Consider the following 18,065-nt stretch of genomic DNA (forward strand, 5'->3'; position numbering starts at 1 on the left):
CTCTAACATTGCAGGGGTTTTTCTAAAAGGAATTTATTGGACGCTGTCTTCTGTATGGTTGCGAACTGCAAAGTGGCGCCGCACCGCAATTCCGATGACAAAAGCCAGTAACGACATGCCGCCCGCATACACATACAAGTTGACGATTCCGATCATTTCCGCCAACTTTGCCATGCCCAAAAGCGATGCGCAGAATATAAGATTAAGCACCGTCGCCTGCGCGGACAGCACTTTGGGCAGTTCTTCCTCGCTTGCGCTTTGCTGAATCAATGTGCGGCGCGAGATCATAGACAACTCCGCGAACGGCCCCATGATCAGAACTAACAATAGGGCAATAGAAGGTGAAGCGGTCTGGGCATAAACGAGCGTGATCGCCGCGTAACCGAAAATTCCGGCCAGCATGGAGTCGAATAGACGCCGTTGGAACTTTTTGACCAAAGCGACGACGAGGATTCCGCCCAGCACGGCACCCGCAAAATACGAAGCATTGATGAATCCCCACCATTCTTCGCCCTGTCCCAATGCTTCTTGAACAAATAGTAGCGTAAACGCGCCGACCCAGACCGAACCGCCCAACATATCGATCGAGTCGATCAGCGTCAGGGCACGCAGCTTCCGGCTGCGACCGATCAACTTCCACCCTTCAAGCAAAGCTTCGCGACGTGTTCCGGTTGTGCGGGCATCGGCAGACTGATCGCTTTCAATGCCGTCAGCTGCTGCCGACGTCCGGCCTTCGAGCCGCTCGCGCCGCGAAGGCTGCCGAATCAGCGCTGTGAATACGAAGGCTGCGGCATACAGCACAAAAGCAATCCCCATCACCCGAGGGGCACCGGCGAACGCCACAAGAACCCCGCTAATTCCCCAGCCTGCAAACTGAACCGTCTGGTCGCTGACCGAAATCAGTCCGTTAGCCCGCATCAGCCAATCCTTTTCGACGAGACGCGGAACTAAAGCATTACGCACGGGCGTCGTCCATCCATCGAGAAAAGACATGAGGAACACCAATGTAAACACGACAAATAGTGAAGGCAGACCTTCAGCAGACTGCAAATACCAAGCCAACGCGGCAAAAAAGAGCAATTGGCCGCCCTGCGATAACAGCATCAGGCGCGGCAGGCGAAACTTGCGCAGCATAAGCGGTGCCAAAAAGCCGCTGATGATCTGCGAAAAAATACGGAAAAAGGGCACCAGAATGGTTGAAACAACCGATTCCGTGCCTTGGAGAACGAGTACGGTCAACGCCGTCACGTATAAAATATCGGCCGCATTGGACATCGTTTGCGACGACCACAGCCAATAGAAAGAATGTTTTTTCATGAATGGATTCTCCTGTCGAAACTTCAATATGAAAATGTCAAAGAACAATTAACCTCTTTGCCGATTCAAGCTGTCCATTGGAGGTACAAGCGTGCGCCATACTCGATCAGTCGGATGCCGAACACGGCGGCAAACAGAATGATCGTGATCCAGATTCCGATTCGTTCAATCCGCTTTCCGGACTTCTTGCCTGTTGTCATAATCGCAAAACGAATCTTCCATTTTAATGGAGGAAGAGGTCGAATGCCGTTCTTGCTCAGCGAATCGCAAATCAGATGCAACGCGTAACCCATACCTCCGGCAAGCCAAATTGAAGGGCCGTGCGAGGCGGTCAAGCCGTATAAAAGCAGCGTCCAGGCCGCTGTTGCGTAAAAGGTATGCGTAATGCCCCGATGCGGAGCCAGAGAAAAGACGATCAATAAAATGCCGCCCATGCGATTCCAGGGAGCGTAATTTTCTCCCAGCACGATGACGGCTAACCCGATCAGTACGAACGCGCCTTTGCGCAGTGCCTGCTCGGGCAGAAACATGGCGACGACCGCGATCGCGGCCAACACGCTGTTCCAGGGCTGTTCGATCGGCGCGTAAAACAATAACGCTGCGGCAATCAGCAGCATCGCCGACTGCAAAATACGCAGCAACCGATCCGGCAAAGCGCGAGTCACCAAGATCGAGTTGGGATGATCGATATCCGGCAGCAGCGAGCTGATGCCTGCGATCGCGACTGCCCCGAACGTCACGGGCGCGCCGGTCAATGCCAATAGGGATAGCGAGACGCCGGTCCCTATGATGAAGTGAGCCTTTCCCATCATAGTCTTGGTTGTCCTTTCTTCTTGTCGCCAGCTACAGCTTCAATCAGCTTCCCCATATGGAAACATTCATGAAGCTATATAGGGTTGGGATGCTCACAGGGAATTTGTTATTCTCCGAAAAATTCAAGAATACGTTTACTCTTACAACGGAAACACGCTCCTTGGAACCTTTGATTTATTTAAAACCTTTTGGCAAAGTTTATGTATATTTTGCTGCTCCAATCATATCACAGCGGTGTTCGCATCTCAATACGAACACCGCATTTTCGCGAACGAATATTCGGGGATTTTTTACGGGTTGATCCGGGCAAAAAATCGCGATGCAGCACATTCTTATTTGTATCGCGCGCAACAAATTTGTGCTATACTATAGCACGCCGCGGAGTAATTTTGCTTCACGGCGCACAGTTGCATAGACGAAGAGACTCCGTACTTTTCCAGTACGGGAGAGGTTCGAGAACTCCCTCTATAAAAAACTAATCGCTGCCCCGCCGATATCGAGGCTTTTTCGGCGTATTCAAAGCGCGATCCTGCGACCTGAGTGACAAGTACGCCCAAAATCGGTCGTCAGCTGTTTTTTACCGGCAAGTTCCTGGACCTCTTTCCTTCCCATTTCATGAAGAAGAAAGAGGTTTTTTGCATGCTTAAAAACGAAAAAGCGGTCGTCGTATTCAGCGGCGGTCAAGACAGCACCACCTGCCTGTTCTGGGCGAAGCAAACGTTCGCTGAAGTTCAGGCGGTCACGTTCGATTACGGACAACGCCACAAATTGGAGATACAATGCGCGCGAGCCATCGCCGAGGAGCTGGACGTCAAGCATACGGTGCTCGACATGAGCCTGCTTAATCAATTGGCTCCCAATGCGCTGACCCGGGACGATATCGAAATCACGCAAGAAGAAGGCGAGCTGCCGAGCACGTTCGTGGAAGGCCGCAATTTGCTTTTCCTGAGCTTTGCCGCCATTCTCGCCAAAACGTCAGGCGCGCGCCATATCGTTACCGGCGTCTGCGAAACGGATTTCAGCGGTTATCCGGACTGCCGGGACACGTTCGTCAAGTCGCTCGACGTCACCTTGAACCTCGCCATGGATTATCCTTTCGTGATCCATACCCCGCTCATGTGGCTCGACAAAGCGGAAACTTGGGGATTGGCCGACGAACTGGGCGCTTTCGACTTCGTGCGCGAGCGCACGCTGACCTGCTACAACGGCGTGATCGGCGACGGCTGCGGACAATGCCCGGCCTGCCAGCTGCGACGCGCCGGCCTGGAAAAATATCTTACGGAACGGAAGGCAAGCGTATGAGCGGACACAATCGCGAAACACGCCAACCGGGACCTTTTCATATCGTGCAGCAGCTTCAAGTCTTCGGACAAGACATCACGGGCGAGCAGCTTCGCTACCATCGCAAACGCGTGTTGGTGAGCAAGTCGTTCACGTTCGATGCCGCCCATCACCTGCACGACTACGAGGGCAAATGCAAAAACCTGCACGGACATACGTATGAAGTCGTGTTCGGCATCTCGGGATTTCCTTCGTCCAACGGGATCGCTGTGGATTTCGGCGAGATCAAAAGCATTTGGAAAGAACGCATCGAAACCTATCTGGATCACCGTTACCTGAACGAGACGCTTCCGCTGATGAATACGACAGCGGAAAACATGGTGGTCTGGATTTACGAACAGATGGAACAAGCGCTGACGTCGGATGCTTATGCGGCACTCGGCGCGCGTACGGAGTTTGTCCGGCTGTTCGAAACGCCGACGTCGTACGCGGAAGCCAGACGGGAGTGGATGGAAGAATGAGCGAGTCCTCCAACCATCCGTCCGTCCGCCCGATCCCCGTGCTCGAAGTGTTCGGCCCGACGATCCAAGGCGAAGGCATGGCGATCGGACGTAAAACGATGTTCGTCCGCACCGCAGGCTGCGATTACCGCTGCTCGTGGTGCGACTCCAAGTTCACCTGGGACGGCAGCGCCAAAGACGAGATCCGCATGCTTTCCGCCGACGAGATCGTTACGGAGCTTTTCGCGATCGGCGGAGACACGTTCGATCACGTCACCATTTCCGGCGGCAATCCCCTTCTGCTTCCGCAGATCGCGCTGCTCACGCAGCGATTGCACGAGAAAAACATCCGCATCGCCGTCGAAACGCAAGGATCCCGCTGGCAGGATTGGCTGGTTCGCATCGACGAGGTGACGCTGTCGCCCAAGCCCCCGAGCTCCGGCATGGAAACGGACTTCGAAGCGCTGGACGACATCGTTTCCCGTCTGCGCGAGGCTTCCGGCCGACGCGACCTGTGCATCAAGATCGTCATCTTCGACGAAGACGATCTGACGTACGCGCGCGGCGTGCATAAGCGCTACCCGGGTATTCCGTTCATTTTGCAAACCGGAAATCCTCAAGTATCGCATGAATCCGACGACCACGTCGCTTCCCTGCTGAACCGTTACGAATGGTTGATCGGGCGATTGTCCGAGCTTGCCGACCTCAAAAACGCCCGCGCGCTTCCGCAGCTGCATACGCTCGTATGGGGCAATAAGCGCGGCGTATAGATTCGTTCGACCTTACTTTTTTCATATAAAAGGAGACTGACACATGAGCCACTCCCGCCAAGACGGACTTGAAGATTTGACGCTGCTGGGCAACCAGGGCACGAAATATACGTTCGAATACGACCCGGGCATTCTGGAATCGTTCGACAACAAACATGCGTACCGCGATTACTTCGTGAAATTCAACTGCCCGGAATTCACCAGCCTGTGCCCGATCACGGGTCAACCGGACTTTGCCACGATCTACATCAGCTATATTCCGGACGTGAAAATGGTGGAAAGCAAATCGCTTAAACTGTACCTGTTCAGTTTCCGCAATCACGGCGATTTCCACGAGGATTGCATGAACATCATCATGAACGACCTGATCGAGCTGATGGACCCGCGCTATATCGAGGTCTGGGGCAAGTTTACGCCGCGCGGCGGCATCTCGATCGACCCGTACACCAACTACGGCAAACCGGGCACCAAGTACGAAGAGATGGCGTTCAACCGACTGACGAACCACGATCTGTATCCGGAAAAGGTGGATAACCGCTAAAGCGGGAATCCGGTTACTCCTGCTCTTTTTATTCAAGCGAAACCCATGAATGTCTTGCGTGCCTGAATTCGTTCTGGCATGCAGGGCATTTTTTGTGTAAAATAAGATTTGGCAAAACTTGATCCAAGCTGCTTTGGAAGAAGCTGACTTTGGGTAAAAGAGTAACGGATCTCAACCTATTTCGAGGAGGATGAATGACAATGGCTTTGACATTTACGGATATGGTGACCCAAGCGAGAAATAACGTGCCTGCGGTTTCTTCGCAAGAAGCGCGCGAGAAAATCAACGCGAATCCGGATACGTTCATCATCGACGTACAGGACGCGACAGACGCCGGCGCCTGCGGACTGATCCCGAGCAGCGCGAACATTTCGCTCGGCATGCTGCCGATCCGCGCGGACCTCGGCGTGCCTGCGGAACTGCGCGACGAGCGGTTGAGCGATCGTAATCGTCCGATTTTGGTTACTTGCGGCGCGGGCGGTCAAGCGGCGCTGGGTGCTTATGCGCTGAAGCTGATGGGCTTTACGGATGTGGCGTTTATTGACGGCGGGACTGCGGCTTGGAAGCAGGCCGGGTTTGAAGTGGAGGAAGCGTAAGAGGGAGTGCTGCGGGGGAAATTCGCTCAAGACGCTGTCTCACTCGGAAAATTCGATTAAAGTTTTTGGTGGAAGTTTTCCGAGTTCAAAGGCGTCTTTCGCTGAATTTCCCCCTCCGCATCGGTACGCTTCCGGTTGGAGATAAGGGATAAAGATTGAAAAGATTAAGGCTCCGGCGTAATTGCCGGAGCCTTTTTGACGAGTTTTGTTTATGATTCGGTTTCGTCTGGGCGGTTGAGAATTTCGATAAGTTGGCAGACCAAGTCATCGACTGTCGTGCAAGGGTTTTGTTTGGAAGGTGGTAAGTTGGGATTTGCGTTTTGTCTAAGCTTTTTTGCGTTGGCAATCGCTTTGGATTGATAAGGCTTTAAAAGCTCATAGAGGATAGGATCGGATTTTTCATAGTTGTCCGGACCTCCTCGTTTCTTGAGTTCGGCACTTAGCTTTGTATAATATGCTTCTCTTGAAATAGCTGTGTTGAGATAAGAGAAATGTAGCAGGAACCATAATTCGATGCACTCATTTGACCAAGCGACTTTGATTCCTTTGGCCGCTGCCATGTTTATTGCGTTATCAAAATGGTCAGCGGGAAAATCGTCTTTGTCGAATACGGCCCAGAGATGCTCATATATGTTGGGCGAGCGACGTCGGATTTCTTCAATTTCTTCAACGATGCGGATGGTTTCTTTCCCTGCTCCATGGATGTCGATCGTGTAAGAAGCAACGGTGCCTTCAAACTTTCGATTGATCTCTTCTTTGAAGCCGTTGAAGTAGTTCACTTCCGTTTTGACGCCTTCCGATACGATCAGATGGCCGGAAGGTTTGGCGTTACGTTTGTTTTCTTTACGCGGCTTTTTACCTGGCTGTCTTCTATTCGCCATCTTGTACGCTCTCCTCCGTTAATCTTTTCAGATTGGGGATCGCGTTGTATTTGCCTAAGATGTAGTCTTTACCATAGCTTGCGTCGTTGCGGGTTTTCATGCCGTTTTCTTGTTTGTATTCGGCGAGCGAATACAGTTCGGATACGCCGCGGTCATCTTTGTCTACAAACCAGATTTCGTCTCGACGGAAGTTGTCTTTGTCCAACGTGAATACGTCGTGCGTTGTAAAGATGAGTTGAGCGTTTTTCGGATTGGTTGCCGGATCGTGAAACATATTGATTAGATAGCGTAAAAGCAACGGATGAAGCTTGGCGTCGAGTTCGTCGGCGAAAAGAACACCGCCGGATTCGAGGACTTGTTCGAGGTGAACGTAAAGAGCGATAAGTTTACGGGTACCGCTGGATTCATGTGAAATAAGCATAGGAGAAAGCTCATTATCGTCTACATTTTTGTGAAATGTTAATATGAAATTTTTTTCTTTCTTCGTAGAGTTCCCTAATTCTGAATCCGAACTTCCGTTACGAACATCCATCGTTCCAAATTCTTCTATTCCAGCATCAATCGCTCGTACAAATTTTTCTAAAGCCTGTTTTCTATATGGTGTTTTCAAGATGTTAACAAGAGGATTTTTGGAGTCTATAACAAATGGGATATGTTCTTCATCACTTAAACCTTCACCATAATCCATTAAAGATACGCCTTCGAACCAAGTATATATTTCTTGTATCGTTCCAAACTTAAAGTTTTTTAATATAGATAAAAATAGAACTTTGTTATCTGCCAACTCAAGTAATGCTTGGGCAGGTTCTAATTCTTTTACTAGGTTTTCTATTTCATCTGGTCTACGATAAAAAAGAAGCGAATACTTTTCTTTCTTTGTATCTTGTTCTCTTTCATACAAATACTCTTCTATAACTTCATGATTTTTCAAACGGAAACCGTATTGAAATACTTTGGAATTTACACTAAATAAAACTTCGAAAGAAGAAACGAAATCTTCCAAATCAGCTACGAAAGCAAAAGGTGTTGCTATCAAAGATTGTTCCCCGTTTTTCTCTAATGACTTCTTCACATAATTGATCATGAATTTAAAAGCCTTGAAAATATTACTCTTTCCGCTCGCATTTGCTCCAAAAATCGCCGCAACTTTAAGTACTCGCTCCCCAAAAGCATCTACAGCCACATCGGATTCATGTTCCTTAATCGAAGAAGCAATCATATCGAGCGTCGCCTCGTCTTTAAACGATTTATAATTTTCAAACGTGAATTGCAATAACATTGTCCTCACCTCAATCGAATCATAGCACCCCTTTGAACTCCGAATCAATTTTTTGAGAATTTTTCTCATTTTTTTCACGCACAAAAAAGCCTACTCTCGAAATTCATCGAAAGTAGGCTTCTTAAATATTCATTTCGATTTCAACAATTCTATTAATTATCGAAATTTTCTCAGTTCAACTCCGCCCCGTTCGTCGCGATCACGTTTTTGTACCAATCGAAGCTCTTCTTCTTCGAACGGTTCAGCGTACCGTTGCCTTCGTCGTCCTGATCGACGTAGATCACGCCGTAGCGTTTGGACATTTCGGAGGTCGAGGCGCTGACGATGTCGATGACGCCCCAGACGGTGTAGCCCATGACGTCGACGCCGTCGAGGATGGCTTCGCCGATTTGGGCGATGTGTTGGCGCATGTAGTCGATCCGGTAATCGTCGTTGATAAAGCCGTCGGCTTCCAGGGTGTCTTTGGCGCCGAGGCCGTTTTCGACGATGAACAGCGGCAGTTCGTAGCGGTCGTACATGTCTTTGAGCGTGGTGCGCAGACCGACCGGGTCGAGGTGCCAGCCCCATTGGGTGACGGGCAGGTTCGGGTTTTTGATCGTGCTGTACAGGTTGCCGCCGGTTACGCCGTATTTGCTTGGGTCAGCTGCGGCTACCAGAGAGGTGTAGTAGCTGAACGAGATGAAGTCGACGGTGTGCTGGCGCAGGATTTCTTCGTCGCCCTGCTCCATAACCAGATTGATATTGTTTTCCGCAAAGTAACGCTTGGCGATCGGCGGGTAAGCGCCGCGCACTTGGACGTCCGTGTGCAGCAGGTTCAGTTGGTTTTCGAACTGCGCCGCCAAGACATCATCCGGACTGCTTGTCGCCGGATAGTGGATCATGCGGGCCAACATGCAGCCGACTTGAACGTTCGGATCGATGGCTCGTGCGGCCTTCGTTGCCAAAGCGCTCGCAATAAATTGGTGATGCACTGCTTGATACGAAGCTTCGCGCGGGTTGCTTTCGCGGTCCATGATCAATCCGCCGCCCGTGTAAGGCTCGATGATCGTCGTGTTGATTTCGTTGAACGTCAGCCAATATTTCACTTTGCCTTTGTAGCGCGTTAACAGCGTCTCGGCGTAGCGGACGAACAAGTCGATCACTTTACGATTTTTCCAACCGCAGTATTCAAGCGACAGATGGATCGGCATGTCGTAGTGCGACATCGTGACCAGCGGTTCGATGCCGTGCTTGTTCAGCTCGTCGAAGACCGAATCGTAGTAACGCAGTCCTTCTTCGTTCGGCTCGGTCTCGGTTCCGTTCGGGAAGATCCGGCTCCATGAGATCGACATGCGGAACGTTTTGAAGCCGAGTTCGGCGAACAATGCGATATCTTCTTTGTAGCGGCTATAAAAGTCGATGCCGTAGCGCTTCGGATAGCCTTTGGCGCTTTTATGAGCGATAGCTTCGGCGATCGAATCGCTGGAGCGGCTCATTTGGGAACTGAGATCCGTGTAGTTCTTTTTATCCACATGAGGGACCATATCCGAAGTGGACAGGCCTCTTCCGCCTTGGTCGAAGCCGCCTTCTGCTTGGCTGGCCGCGATCGCGCCGCCCCAGAGGAAATCGGCGGGGAACATTGTTGGTTTTGTCATGGGTTCGCGCTCCTTTTGGGTTTCGAATTTCGGGATGATTCAGGTCGGTCTTGAAGTTTTAAAGTGAAGCTGCCGCGCCTGCGACAGCTTCGTCCTTTGCATACTTCGCTTTACACTTCAACCTTCAACACAGGCTTCGTCACGGCTACATTGCCGATTTCCAAAGCTTCAACGACCTCATAATCCGGCGTGTTCGTCACGACCATCGCGGTTGTCGTATCGTATTCTGCCGCGATTTTCTCCAGATCGAAGTTCAGGATCGGATCGCCGGCTTTTACCTTAGCACCCGATTCGACCAGCGCTTCAAAGTATTGACCGCGCAGCTTGACGGTGTTGATGCCGACATGAATCAGCAGCTCCGCGCCGGAGTCGCTGTGGATCACGATCGCGTGCTTGGTTTTGAAAATGTTCATTACAATACCGTTAACCGGCGAAGTAAGGATGCCTTCCGAAGGAACAAAAGCGATCCCTTTACCCATCAGTTCGTCGCCGAACGTCGGGTCGGCTACTTCGGTCAGAGGAATCGAACGACCGTTCATCGGCGACAAAATGATTTCGTTCGTTGCCGGGATTTTAGCAGGTTCTTCAACGACAGTGACATCGGAAGCCGATGGCGCAGAAGTTGCGGCTTGCGTCGGCTCGGCTTTTTTAGCGCCGAAGTTGGTTGCGTCCGGAACCGGAATATCTTCTTTGATGCCCAGAATCAATGACACTGCCGTTGCCACGACAAAAGCGATTGCCATACTGATAATTGCATAAATGAATGTCGGTCCGATCATGGCCGGCAGGCCGGGAAGACCGCCGTTGCCCGCCAGCACATAAGCATTAACGCCAAATCCCATACCGAACGCGCCGCCGGCGGCGCTACCGATCATACCGGCGATGAAAGGCTTTTTGTAGGTCATGTTGACGCCGTACATCGCAGGTTCGGTAACGCCCATCAGAGCAGTGAAGCTGGTCGAGAGCGCTACGGACTTGAGTTTTTTATCCTTGGCACGGAAGAATACGCCGAAGGTTGCACCCGCTTGACCCATGTTCGAAATGTAGGTCAGCGGCAGGAATTTATCGAAACCTACGGTTGCCAGATTGCTCAGGATAACCGGAACGATCGCGTAGTGCATCCCTGTCATGACAATGAGGGCCATAGCCCCGCCCAGAATCGCGCCGCCGATCACTCCGCCGCTCGCAAGCAGCCAGTTGATGCCGCCGGACAGGCCGTTACCGATCACCGTACCCAGAGGTCCGATCGCGATCAGCGTGATCGGCACCACGACGACCAACGTAATCAGCGGAACGAACAGCAGCTTGACCGAAGACGGCATGATTTTATCGACCCATTTTTCCACGTAAGACATGAGCCATATCGCCAGCAGAATCGGAATGACAGTAGATGCATACGAAACCGCCGTAACCGGCAGGCCGAGGAAGGATACGGGATTGCCGGACGATAGCAACGCGCCCATATCCGGGTAGAGCAGCGCGGCGACGACGGCTATTCCGACGTACGGATTAGCGCCGAATTTACGCGATGCGCTGACGGCAATCAGAATCGGCAGGAAATAGAACACGCCGTCGCCGATTGCGGAAATGATGCGGTAGACGTCGGTATCGACGGACATCCAGTTCCAAGCAACGAACAGGGCCACGAAGCCTTTGAGCAGGCCCGCGCCGGCAATCGCCGGAAGGATCGGTGCGAATACGCCCGCGATAAAGTCAAACAGACGCGAGATCGGGTTTTTCGTTTTCTTTTGACCGGAAGTTTGAGCAGCCGGCGCGGCATCGCCTTTCAGCGACGGATATTCTTGCGCCATCGCGTTGAATACTTTGGCCACGTCGTTTCCGATAATGACCTGGTATTGATCGCCCGCGATGTTGGTTCCCATGACTTTGTCCAACTTTTTCAGCTCGGCCGCATTGGCTTTGTCGTTATCTTTCAGACTGAAGCGCAGGCGGGTGATGCAGTGGTAGACCGAGTTGACGTTATCGAGTCCGCCGACGGATTCGATAATCTTTTTGGCCGTCTCCTGATTATTCATTTGTCGTTCCCCCATGATCTGAATTGTGATGTGCAGGCACAAAAAATACCCGAACGAATAGACGTCTCCCGCGTTGCGGTGCATCTGTATTCATCCGGGTATTGCCTGATTGAACAGTAACAAGCCCTTTTAGTGTGCGAATCAGCTTTTGGATCCGCACACTTTACATTATGAAGTTCGGTTTTTCATGAGCCGCTCCAGATGCAAAGACAGATACAGCTGCTCGGAGTGAGTCATGTCGTACTGGTAATTTTTGCGGATAAAACGTTCGATCTTCCCGATGCAGGCGAAAGCTTCCGGGTAGTTTTTTTTCACGATCTCATATAGATATTCCTCTACATCCTCATGGCTGGAATGCGTCACGACGCGCTGGCAGAAGTACTTGAGATGCGTAATAAAACGGAAATAGTTCACGCTGTCCTCGTCCAGTTCCACGCTGTAATGGTACTTGACGATGTTCATGATCTCCTGCAAAAGCTGCATCAGGTGCGTCACGTCGTTCATCGAGTCGTTGACTTCCGCATTAACGAAATGCAGCGCGATGTTGCAAATCTCTTCTTTGGGAAATTCGACGTCCAGACGTTCCTTGAGCACGTTCAGCGATTCTTTGGCTACGTCGTATTCCGCTTTGTAAAAATGTTGGATCTCCCAAGACAACGGATTGCGCACGATCATGCCGTCCTTCATGCGCTGAATCGCGAAATGAATATGATCCGACAGCGAAACGTAGATGCCGTCGCTGATCGTCTTGCCGAGCTGCATGCGCGCAAGCGTCACAATATCGTCGGTCGCTTGCAGAATATCGATCGGAACTTCCATAATCGTGGCTTTGAACTTCTCGTAGAGCACCTCGTCCTGCAAACGGAATACTTTCTCGATTCGCTCTTCATCGACGGAATCGCCGACTTTCGAGTTGAATCCGATGCCCCGTCCGAGGATCAGCAGTTCTTGACTTTTCTCATCCTCGGTGCTGACGATATTGTTGTTGAAAATCTGCTTAATTATCACATGGACCACCTGTTTTTGAGGATTAAGTGCCTATCCCGAAATAAAAAGCTGGGCGATCGTCCCACCGTCATCAACGGAAGCAACTTAGTTCGGGATAAGCACCAAAAAGGGCAATACCTACAATGAAAGAAGCGTACGTCCGGATAAAAGAGCCAGAGCTCCTGTCTGTACGTCTCGTCAATTCATCGTGGGTATTGCCCGCATTACCGGTAACAAGCCTCGCGGCTATCATAGCACTAGCTGAAAACGGTGTCAACCAATTTTGCCGATTGACTTGATTGCCCAAATCGTTCAAACAAGTCTTGCCGGATACATAAGCTTGGCCTAAAATGGTACACATTCCGAACGTAAACCATACATAAACGGAAAATTCAGTTGGGGCGGCCATGCGTTCATCGGCGAAAAGCCTTTCGGCACCTGCTCGCTCGAACGACCTGCGTCGATTTGGAGGTACTTCTATTATGCTTGTCAAAAACGGCGCCAAAGCCGAGCGGATCGATCCGGATACCGAAGCCCGATCTGCCGTAAAAGGATCTCCGGCTCCCGGCTCCTCCGACGGACATTCCCGCAATACGGTGTACGGCGTCCTGTTCGCGATCAGTCTGGTGCATTTGTTCAACGATTCGATGCAATCCGTCATTCCGGCGATCATGCCGATCTTGCAGGATTCCATGCAGCTCAGCTACGGACAGCTCGGCTGGATCTTGTTCGCGATCAACTTCACGGCTTCGATCATGCAGCCGGTGATCGGATTGTTCGCGGATAAAAGGCCGACGCCCGCGCTGCTCCCCATGGCGATGGCTTCCACGTTAACGGGCATGCTGCTGCTCGCTTATGCTTCCGACTACGCGGCCGTCATTATCGCGGTCATCTTCGTCGGATTGGGGTCCGCCGCTTTTCACCCGGAAGGTTCGCGCGTGTCGCATATGGCTGCCGGAACGCGCCGCGGTCTTGCGCAGTCGATCTTCCAGGTCGGCGGCAACGCGGGGCAATCGCTGGCTCCGCTGCTGACCCGCATGATCTTTATCCCGCTCGGTCAATTCGGCGCGATCTGGTTCACGGGACTCGCGGCGCTCGGTATCGTCGTGCAGATTTTTATCGCTCGCTGGTACGGACGTACGCTGAAGGCGGCTGCACAGACGAAAAAGACAGTCGTCAAAAAAGCGATGGACCCGGCGGTTCGCAAAAAAGTGGCTTCGGCGATGGGCATGCTTCTTCTGCTGGTGTTCGTTCGCTCCTGGTACGTTACTTCGGTCGGCAGTTATTACGCGTTCTACCTGCGTGACGTGTTCGCGGTCAGTATTGCTGACGCGCAGATTTACGTATTCTTGTTCCTTGCCGCAGGCGCGGTCGGAACCTTATTCGGCGGGCCGTTAGCTGACCGGATCGGCAAGCGCAACGTCCTGTTCGGCTCCATGGTCCTCGCCGCTCCGCTGACACTGGCTCTGCCGTATGCGAATTTGACATGGACGGGCATTCTGCTGACGCTGATCGGATTTATCCTGTTGTCGAGCTTCTCGGTATCGGTCGTATACGCGCAGATGCTGATTCCGGGCCGCGTCGGCGCGGTGTCCGGTCTGGTCACGGGCCTTGCTTTCGGCATGGGCGGTCTCGGCGGATTAGTACTCGGCAATTGGATGGACGTCGCGGGCGTCGCGACGGTCATGCAGTTTTGCAGTTACTTGCCACTGCTCGGCGTGCTGACGTTCTTGCTGCCGAGTGACACCAAACTGAACAGTTGGGCGAAAGAGAACGGAGCGGAAACGTGACGATTCGGCTCGGCGGCTCGGCGGCTCGGCTAACGGATACTATGTCCTTTAAAAGCCCAAATCAACTCTCTGCGCAACTTTAACGGATCGCATGTCCGCTAGCCGCCGATTTCACCTTTTTTTCGATGAAAATCAAGGCGAATTCTGCTCTAAGCATCATCTTGCACCTAGAATAAAAAGTGGACATACCCTTAAGTGACCTCAGATAATAAGGACAAAGAAAGAGGTGGGGTCCGTGACCAAGCAACGTCAGCACTACAACGAAGAGTTCAAGAAAAAAGCCGTCCAGTATGTGCAGGAGCAAACCAAAACGCTGCCGGAGATCGCCGAGGAGATGCAGATTCCAGCCGGCACACTCAAGAACTGGATGACGAAATATCGGTCATTCGAGAATGAGCCGGTCGTCACTGCTAATGCCGAAAAGCTCCGGGAAATGGAAGCCAAGCTTAAAGCCTCCGAGCGAGAAAAGAACGATTTGGAAGAGGAACTCGCGATCCTAAAAAAGGCGCTTCACATCTTCAGCAAAGAAAAGAACTGAGATTTGCGTTCATCGAAGCTCATCGCTCCGAGTTTCGAATTGAGAAGATGTGCACAGTCCTTCAAGTCGCTCGGAGCGGTTTTTACGCGTGGCGTTCTCGCCGACAAAGTGCGCAAAAGCAGCGTAAAGGTCAGGTGCAGCAGCAGATCACCGTTCTTTTCCACGACCACTACTCGCGATACGGCAGTCCCAAAATGACGAAGTTACTTCATCGTCGTGGCGTTCGAATTTCGAGCCGAACCGTGAGTCTCTACATGCGCGAGCTCGGACTTCGTTCGTGCGTCAGTCGCAAGTTTCGAGTCCAAACGACCGATTCTGCCCACCCTTCGCCCGTTGCGCCGAATGTGTTAAACCAGAATTTTGTGGCGACCGCGCCTAACGAAAAATGGGTGGCCGACGTGACGTCTATTCCTTGTCGACAAGGCCGGTTATATTTGGCGAGTGTCATGGATTTGTACACGCGCGAAATCGTAGGCTGGTGTTTGCGTGACCGCATGACCGAAGATCTCGTTGTAGAGGCGTTGAAAATCGCTTACCAGGCGAAGAAACCGAAGCCCGGACTCCTCCACCACTCGGATCGTGGGTCGCAATACGCCTCCAAAACCTACCGCAAGCAGCTTGAATGCTACCAGATGACCGCCAGTATGAGTCGAAAAGGAAACTGTTATGACAACGCCGTTATTGAAGCCTTTCACAGTGTATTAAAGAAAGAATTGGTGTACGTGACTCGGTTCCAAACGCATGCCCAAGCTTACGACGAGTTATACACGTATCTCGAATTTTTCTACAACCGCAAACGGATGCACAGTGCGCTGGGCTATCTTTCTCCTGTTCAGTTTGCCGCACGCTGGCGACAACATTCGGCTTGAATCGGTCACTTAAAAAGTTGTCCATTTTCTTGACATAGGTACATCTCGATCCGTTAAAAATCCTCAACTGCTCCAAAAGCCCGCTAAGCGTCGTCTGGATCCGTTACATTTTCATCACTTTCTCATACCGCGGAAAACCTCATCGGTTTTCCTTTTCTTTTACCGCATCTTTTCTCAAACTCAAATTTTTCAATTCGGGATCGGAATATCGACGTCCCGCGAAGCGTCCTGCACGCGGTACGTTCCCGCGTTGATCGAAAACTCGCTGCCTTCCGGAATGTTCGGGAATACGTCGATCTGAAATCCGAAGTCGCCGGTGTATTTATTGCTGGTTTGTTTAGGGTCGGACAGATAGGTTTTGCCGTCGACTTTAAGTTTCGTTCCGCTCATCATTTGGAATTTGTTTTGGGTCAGCGTCTGGACATGCACATCGTTACCTTGCCTTGTCACTTTGTAATCCATCACGCTCTGATCCGGCATCGTCTGTTGGAGACGCTGCGCTTGATCGCTCGGGGCGGCAACGGGCGTCCAAAGATCGGGATATTCGTTGACCACTGCCGCATTCCGCAGTTGAAGCGTCAAAGACCGATCCCTCACATCGTCCACGGCGTAATCCACGAAATTGAAGTAAAGAGCTTCCGGAGCAGTCGGCCCGGTATCTGCAAGCATATTCGCGCTCATCGGTGCAGGGTTCCATCTGCCTTTGACTTCTTTCTCGTCCACTCGCAGACTCACCTCTTCGTAGTACAAAAACCCGGAACCGTCCGCAGCCGTTTTTTGTGCGCGTATCAACGGGATTCGCAGCTCGAAAGGACCGACTTCCGCTACTTCCAGTCTCATTCCCGTGCGTTCTTCAAGAGCCGCCTGTTCTTCGATCGGCAGGGCATACCCGAAAGTGACAGCTTCCCCGTTATCGATCGTGAAATCGATGACCCAATCTTCGGGAATCGTATCGACGATCTGGATCGTTGAGTAGGTTAAGTTTTTCAGCGTCAACCGATACTTTTTATTCTGGCTGTCCGCAGACAGATTGCTTTCGAAATATTGAGTAAGCGTCTGATTCGTCAGATCTTCGCCGTCCGGTTGGAACAAACTTCGTTCTCCAAGCATCGGCAGACTCTCTCCGCTATCCAAATCAGTTAATGTCATTTGTTCGAATTCGAACGTAGTGAATCCGCGATTTTGCAAATCGGCCAAGCTCAAATGAAGCGCGATTTGATCGTCCTGCTCCGACGGTTTGCGGCCTACGACCACGCTGTTCAGCATCACTTCGATGCCTTCGACCTCAGTTGAAATGCCGACCTGTTGGCCCATTTCGACCGTGGCGACTTCTTGCTGCATCAATGGATTAAAATAAACAGCGGCTCCTCCGGCCGTCGCGAGAATTGCGGCGGCAGATGCAGCCATCACCCAACGACGAGCGCGCGAAACGCTGCGCTTCTCCTCCGACGGCGTCTTGGGCTGTTCGCTCCAACCGGAACGACGGCGCTTCACTTCCAATTGAATTCGACTCCACATCTCGTCATAGTCCGGGCTGCCATCCGAAAGATTGCGCATTCGCTGTTGTACATGCTGTTCAGTAATTCGAGACATGGTGGTCACTTCCTTTCCCTCGCGAATTCGAAGACTTTTCGTACAATTTCTTCAACATCTTCAGGCCCCGATTGATTCTTGATTTAGCTGTTCCTACTGGGATATCCAAAGCTTCCGCGGTTTCTGCCGTTGATAGATCAGCCATATAATACAGCAACATGGCTTCCCGCACTTTGGGCTTTAATCGACTGAGCAATTGCCCAAATTCGTCAGCAGCCTCTACTCGTTCATATTCATTCTCTACCGATTGCGCCGGGCGCAGCGGCAGATGGATTGAAAATGCTTTTTTCTCTTTTTGCTGTCCGTTCGTTCGGCGCCGCATCAACGAATGGCATTCGTTAGCGGCGATTCGCATCAGCCAGGCTTTGATATATTCAACTTTGCTCCGATCTGCCAACATTGCTTTGACGAACACTTCCTGACAGATATCTTCCGCATCCGTCTGGTTGCGCAGCATATGTAAGCAGTATCGGTATACGTCTTCTTTGTACGTCCGAAATAACGTATTATCGTCCACCATTTCTCACGCCTTTCGCCCCTCTGTATCCTTTATACCTTGTATAAAGACTCGCGAGCAAAAGAAACAGTTCGCTTTTTTAGAAAAAAATTAAAGCCCGACTTCTTTCGTCATTGAAAGAAA

Annotated in this window: 17 protein-coding genes and 1 riboswitch; of the genes, 8 read left to right on the plus strand and 9 right to left on the minus strand. The window is 51.4% G+C overall.

The annotated features are described in order from the left end of the window. Nucleotides 1–33: 33 nt before the first annotated feature. Both SACSAC_RS03930 and SACSAC_RS03935 read right to left on the minus strand, forming a co-directional pair. Entirely contained in the window at nucleotides 34–1,317 is a 1,284-nt protein-coding gene (locus SACSAC_RS03930) for an MFS transporter (protein WP_037283719.1), read from the minus strand. A 65-nt stretch (nucleotides 1,318–1,382) separates the two neighbouring features. Continuing rightward, nucleotides 1,383–2,129 carry a metal-dependent hydrolase gene (locus SACSAC_RS03935; RefSeq protein ID WP_051506844.1) on the minus strand — a complete coding sequence of 249 codons (747 nt, stop codon included), beginning with the start codon at nucleotides 2,127–2,129 and terminating at the stop codon, nucleotides 1,383–1,385. Between the two features lie 442 nt (nucleotides 2,130–2,571). After that, nucleotides 2,572–2,615: riboswitch (PreQ1 riboswitch) on the plus strand. Between the two features lie 154 nt (nucleotides 2,616–2,769). Here SACSAC_RS03935 and queC point away from each other — a divergent pair. From queC to SACSAC_RS03960, 5 genes are all read left to right on the plus strand, one after another. Beyond that, the gene (queC, locus tag SACSAC_RS03940) at nucleotides 2,770–3,432 is read left to right on the plus strand and encodes a 7-cyano-7-deazaguanine synthase QueC (protein ID WP_037283721.1); all 663 of its coding nucleotides are present in this window, start codon (nucleotides 2,770–2,772) and stop codon (nucleotides 3,430–3,432) included. After that, a complete protein-coding gene (gene queD, locus SACSAC_RS03945) occupies nucleotides 3,429–3,932 on the plus strand; it encodes a 6-carboxytetrahydropterin synthase QueD (protein ID WP_037283723.1) in 504 nt (167 codons plus the stop codon). Before queC ends, queD begins: the two co-directional genes overlap by 4 nt. Next, on the plus strand, nucleotides 3,929–4,681 hold the full coding sequence (gene queE / locus SACSAC_RS03950; RefSeq protein ID WP_051506845.1) for a 7-carboxy-7-deazaguanine synthase QueE: 753 nt from the start codon (nucleotides 3,929–3,931) through the stop codon (nucleotides 4,679–4,681). The genes queD and queE overlap by 4 nt, the downstream gene beginning before the upstream one ends. A 43-nt stretch (nucleotides 4,682–4,724) precedes the next feature. Beyond that, complete coding sequence (gene queF / locus SACSAC_RS03955) at nucleotides 4,725–5,222, plus strand: preQ(1) synthase (RefSeq protein WP_037283726.1); 498 nt, start codon at nucleotides 4,725–4,727, stop codon at nucleotides 5,220–5,222. Between the two features lie 200 nt (nucleotides 5,223–5,422). Next, nucleotides 5,423–5,818, plus strand: a complete 396-nt coding sequence (locus SACSAC_RS03960; RefSeq protein WP_037283728.1) for a rhodanese-like domain-containing protein — start codon at nucleotides 5,423–5,425, stop codon at nucleotides 5,816–5,818. A gap of 209 nt (nucleotides 5,819–6,027) precedes the next feature. Here SACSAC_RS03960 and SACSAC_RS03965 read toward each other — a convergent pair whose 3' ends face one another. The 5 genes from SACSAC_RS03965 to licT form a co-directional block, all read right to left on the minus strand. Then, the gene (locus tag SACSAC_RS03965; RefSeq protein WP_037283730.1) at nucleotides 6,028–6,699 is read right to left on the minus strand and encodes an RloB family protein; all 672 of its coding nucleotides are present in this window, start codon (nucleotides 6,697–6,699) and stop codon (nucleotides 6,028–6,030) included. Continuing rightward, nucleotides 6,689–7,978: an AAA family ATPase gene (locus tag SACSAC_RS03970; protein WP_037283732.1), complete on the minus strand. Its 1,290-nt coding sequence runs from the start codon at nucleotides 7,976–7,978 to the stop codon at nucleotides 6,689–6,691. The genes SACSAC_RS03965 and SACSAC_RS03970 overlap by 11 nt, the downstream gene beginning before the upstream one ends. A gap of 170 nt (nucleotides 7,979–8,148) precedes the next feature. Next, entirely contained in the window at nucleotides 8,149–9,612 is a 1,464-nt protein-coding gene (locus tag SACSAC_RS03975; RefSeq protein WP_037283734.1) for a glycoside hydrolase family 1 protein, read from the minus strand. Nucleotides 9,613–9,722: 110 nt separating this feature from the next. Then, the gene (locus tag SACSAC_RS03980; RefSeq protein ID WP_037283736.1) at nucleotides 9,723–11,648 is read right to left on the minus strand and encodes a beta-glucoside-specific PTS transporter subunit IIABC; all 1,926 of its coding nucleotides are present in this window, start codon (nucleotides 11,646–11,648) and stop codon (nucleotides 9,723–9,725) included. A 168-nt stretch (nucleotides 11,649–11,816) separates the two neighbouring features. Continuing rightward, nucleotides 11,817–12,656 carry a BglG family transcription antiterminator LicT gene (gene licT, locus SACSAC_RS03985; RefSeq protein WP_037283738.1) on the minus strand — a complete coding sequence of 280 codons (840 nt, stop codon included), beginning with the start codon at nucleotides 12,654–12,656 and terminating at the stop codon, nucleotides 11,817–11,819. A gap of 461 nt (nucleotides 12,657–13,117) precedes the next feature. Between licT and SACSAC_RS03990 the strand changes: the two genes are divergently transcribed. From SACSAC_RS03990 to SACSAC_RS04000, 3 genes are all read left to right on the plus strand, one after another. Continuing rightward, the gene (locus SACSAC_RS03990; RefSeq protein ID WP_051506846.1) at nucleotides 13,118–14,425 is read left to right on the plus strand and encodes an MFS transporter; all 1,308 of its coding nucleotides are present in this window, start codon (nucleotides 13,118–13,120) and stop codon (nucleotides 14,423–14,425) included. Between the two features lie 235 nt (nucleotides 14,426–14,660). Then, complete coding sequence (locus SACSAC_RS28285) at nucleotides 14,661–14,963, plus strand: transposase (protein WP_037283740.1); 303 nt, start codon at nucleotides 14,661–14,663, stop codon at nucleotides 14,961–14,963. Nucleotides 14,964–14,974: 11 nt separating this feature from the next. Further along, nucleotides 14,975–15,832, plus strand: a complete 858-nt coding sequence (locus SACSAC_RS04000) for an IS3 family transposase (protein WP_245608722.1) — start codon at nucleotides 14,975–14,977, stop codon at nucleotides 15,830–15,832. Nucleotides 15,833–16,021: 189 nt separating this feature from the next. Here SACSAC_RS04000 and SACSAC_RS04005 read toward each other — a convergent pair whose 3' ends face one another. Then, the gene (locus tag SACSAC_RS04005) at nucleotides 16,022–17,425 is read right to left on the minus strand and encodes a hypothetical protein (RefSeq protein WP_037283744.1); all 1,404 of its coding nucleotides are present in this window, start codon (nucleotides 17,423–17,425) and stop codon (nucleotides 16,022–16,024) included. Further along, nucleotides 17,409–17,945: an RNA polymerase sigma factor gene (locus tag SACSAC_RS04010; RefSeq protein ID WP_051506847.1), complete on the minus strand. Its 537-nt coding sequence runs from the start codon at nucleotides 17,943–17,945 to the stop codon at nucleotides 17,409–17,411. The genes SACSAC_RS04005 and SACSAC_RS04010 overlap by 17 nt, the downstream gene beginning before the upstream one ends. Nucleotides 17,946–18,065: the final 120 nt, after the last annotated feature.

Source organism: Saccharibacillus sacchari DSM 19268 (genome assembly GCF_000585395.1).
GTDB classification, from domain to species: Bacteria; Bacillota; Bacilli; order Paenibacillales; family Paenibacillaceae; genus Saccharibacillus; species Saccharibacillus sacchari.

What these genes read in the sequence shown, in the direction of transcription:
- SACSAC_RS03930 (WP_037283719.1), bottom strand. Translation starts at nt 1,317, where the DNA reads ATGAAAAAACATTCTTTCTATTGGCTGTGGTCGTCGCAAACGATGTCC.
- SACSAC_RS03935 (WP_051506844.1), bottom strand. Translation starts at nt 2,129, where the DNA reads ATGATGGGAAAGGCTCACTTCATCATAGGGACCGGCGTCTCGCTATCC.
- queC (WP_037283721.1), top strand. Translation starts at nt 2,770, where the DNA reads ATGCTTAAAAACGAAAAAGCGGTCGTCGTATTCAGCGGCGGTCAAGAC.
- queD (WP_037283723.1), top strand. Translation starts at nt 3,429, where the DNA reads ATGAGCGGACACAATCGCGAAACACGCCAACCGGGACCTTTTCATATC.
- queE (WP_051506845.1), top strand. Translation starts at nt 3,929, where the DNA reads ATGAGCGAGTCCTCCAACCATCCGTCCGTCCGCCCGATCCCCGTGCTC.
- queF (WP_037283726.1), top strand. Translation starts at nt 4,725, where the DNA reads ATGAGCCACTCCCGCCAAGACGGACTTGAAGATTTGACGCTGCTGGGC.
- SACSAC_RS03960 (WP_037283728.1), top strand. Translation starts at nt 5,423, where the DNA reads ATGGCTTTGACATTTACGGATATGGTGACCCAAGCGAGAAATAACGTG.
- SACSAC_RS03965 (WP_037283730.1), bottom strand. Translation starts at nt 6,699, where the DNA reads ATGGCGAATAGAAGACAGCCAGGTAAAAAGCCGCGTAAAGAAAACAAA.
- SACSAC_RS03970 (WP_037283732.1), bottom strand. Translation starts at nt 7,978, where the DNA reads ATGTTATTGCAATTCACGTTTGAAAATTATAAATCGTTTAAAGACGAG.
- SACSAC_RS03975 (WP_037283734.1), bottom strand. Translation starts at nt 9,612, where the DNA reads ATGACAAAACCAACAATGTTCCCCGCCGATTTCCTCTGGGGCGGCGCG.
- SACSAC_RS03980 (WP_037283736.1), bottom strand. Translation starts at nt 11,648, where the DNA reads ATGAATAATCAGGAGACGGCCAAAAAGATTATCGAATCCGTCGGCGGA.
- SACSAC_RS03990 (WP_051506846.1), top strand. Translation starts at nt 13,118, where the DNA reads ATGCTTGTCAAAAACGGCGCCAAAGCCGAGCGGATCGATCCGGATACC.
- SACSAC_RS04005 (WP_037283744.1), bottom strand. Translation starts at nt 17,425, where the DNA reads ATGTCTCGAATTACTGAACAGCATGTACAACAGCGAATGCGCAATCTT.
- SACSAC_RS04010 (WP_051506847.1), bottom strand. Translation starts at nt 17,945, where the DNA reads ATGGTGGACGATAATACGTTATTTCGGACGTACAAAGAAGACGTATAC.